This window comes from Nitriliruptor sp., assembly GCF_040882075.1.
Classification (GTDB): Bacteria; Actinomycetota; Nitriliruptoria; order Nitriliruptorales; family Nitriliruptoraceae; genus Nitriliruptor.
The window spans coordinates 1-1,294 of sequence record NZ_JBBEBZ010000026.1; the positions used below are offsets into that span (position 1 = coordinate 1).

At 70.6% G+C, this 1,294-nt stretch carries 2 protein-coding genes; both read right to left on the reverse strand.

Annotated features, from left to right (window positions below):
- Nucleotides 1-40 precede the first annotated feature (40 nt).
- On the reverse strand, nucleotides 41-703 hold the full coding sequence (locus WEB03_RS01465) for a thymidine kinase (protein ID WP_368069194.1): 663 nt from the start codon (nucleotides 701-703) through the stop codon (nucleotides 41-43).
- Between the two features lie 150 nt (nucleotides 704-853).
- The coding region (locus tag WEB03_RS01470) for a putative glycoside hydrolase (RefSeq protein ID WP_368069195.1) at nucleotides 854-1,294 on the reverse strand (441 nt) is incomplete at its 5' end.

Consider the following 1,294-nt stretch of genomic DNA (forward strand, 5'->3'; position numbering starts at 1 on the left):
GTCAGCGCGTCCGGCCAACGCGTCCGGCCAACGCGTCCGGTCAGCGGTCCGAGCTGACCGGCGCAGCGGTCGGCCTCCCGGCGCCGGTCCGTGTCGCGATCGGCAGGTCGGCGCCTTCACGGGTCGTGCCCGCCCGGAAGTGGCGGCGGCACAGGACCTCGTAGGCCACGGTGGACTCGTCGAGGTCGCCGACCACGACCTGCTCGCCGGCCCGCTGGATCACCCCGTCGATGGTCCGGGCGTTGAAGTTGCCGCGCTCGCCGCACCAGCAGCGCGCCTCGACCTGCAGCTCCTGGCGGCGGTCGGCGAGCTCGAGCAGCCGCTGCGAACCGGGGAACAGCTGCGAGGTGAAGTCGGTCAGCAGGCCGAAGGCGTTCACGTCGACGTCGAGCTCGTCGACGATCCTCCCGAGCTGGCCGACCTGCTTGGTCGAGTAGAACTGCGCCTCGTCGCAGATCAGCACGTCGACCGGGTACCCGTCACCGATGCGCGCACCGACGTAGGCCCGCAGGTCGAGCTCGTCGTCGACGAGCACCGCGGGTTGCGAGAGGCCGATGCGTGAGCTGATCGCCCCGCCCTGGCGGTCGTGCTTGGTGAACAGCAGGCAGTGCTTGCCAGCCATCGCCGCGTTGTGGTGGATCTGCAGCGCCAGGGTCGACTTGCCGCAGTTCATGGTCCCGTAGAAGAAGGTCAGATCGGCCACGCCGGGCAGGCTCCTCGTTCGCCCACGGCAGGGCCGGGACGGACGTCGGTGGACAGGGTCTACGGGGAAGACCTCGGTTGTAGCCGACGCCGACACGGCCCCGTCGGAACCCCGACCATCCGAACCCCGACCGTCGAACCCCGGCCGTGGTCAGCGGGGCTCGTAGGCCTCGATGGTGTAGTTGACGACCGGGTCCCACATGAGCCACTCGTCGATGCCCTGGTCGAGGGTCGCGCGGATCTGCTCGCGGACCTGGAAGGGGCGGTCCCACGCGCGGTAGTTGGTGTCCTCGAGCCACGGGACGATCCGGGCCCGCTTGCCGTCGGTCTGGGCCTTCCACACCTCGAGGGTCGCGGTGATGATGTCGTAGGGCTGACGGTTCGGGTCCGCGACGTCGTACTCCCCCGGCCCCCAGTGCGACGGGTAGATCATCGGGGAGACGTAGTCGAGGTGGTCGGCCAACCCCGACACGTCCTGCGCGATCTGGGTCGGGCGGTCCGCCGCGATGCCGTACAGCGACGCGCCGTGCTCGATGCGGTACGGGGCGAGCCGCGCGTCGGCCTGCGCCGCGAAGTCGACGACCGCTTCCTC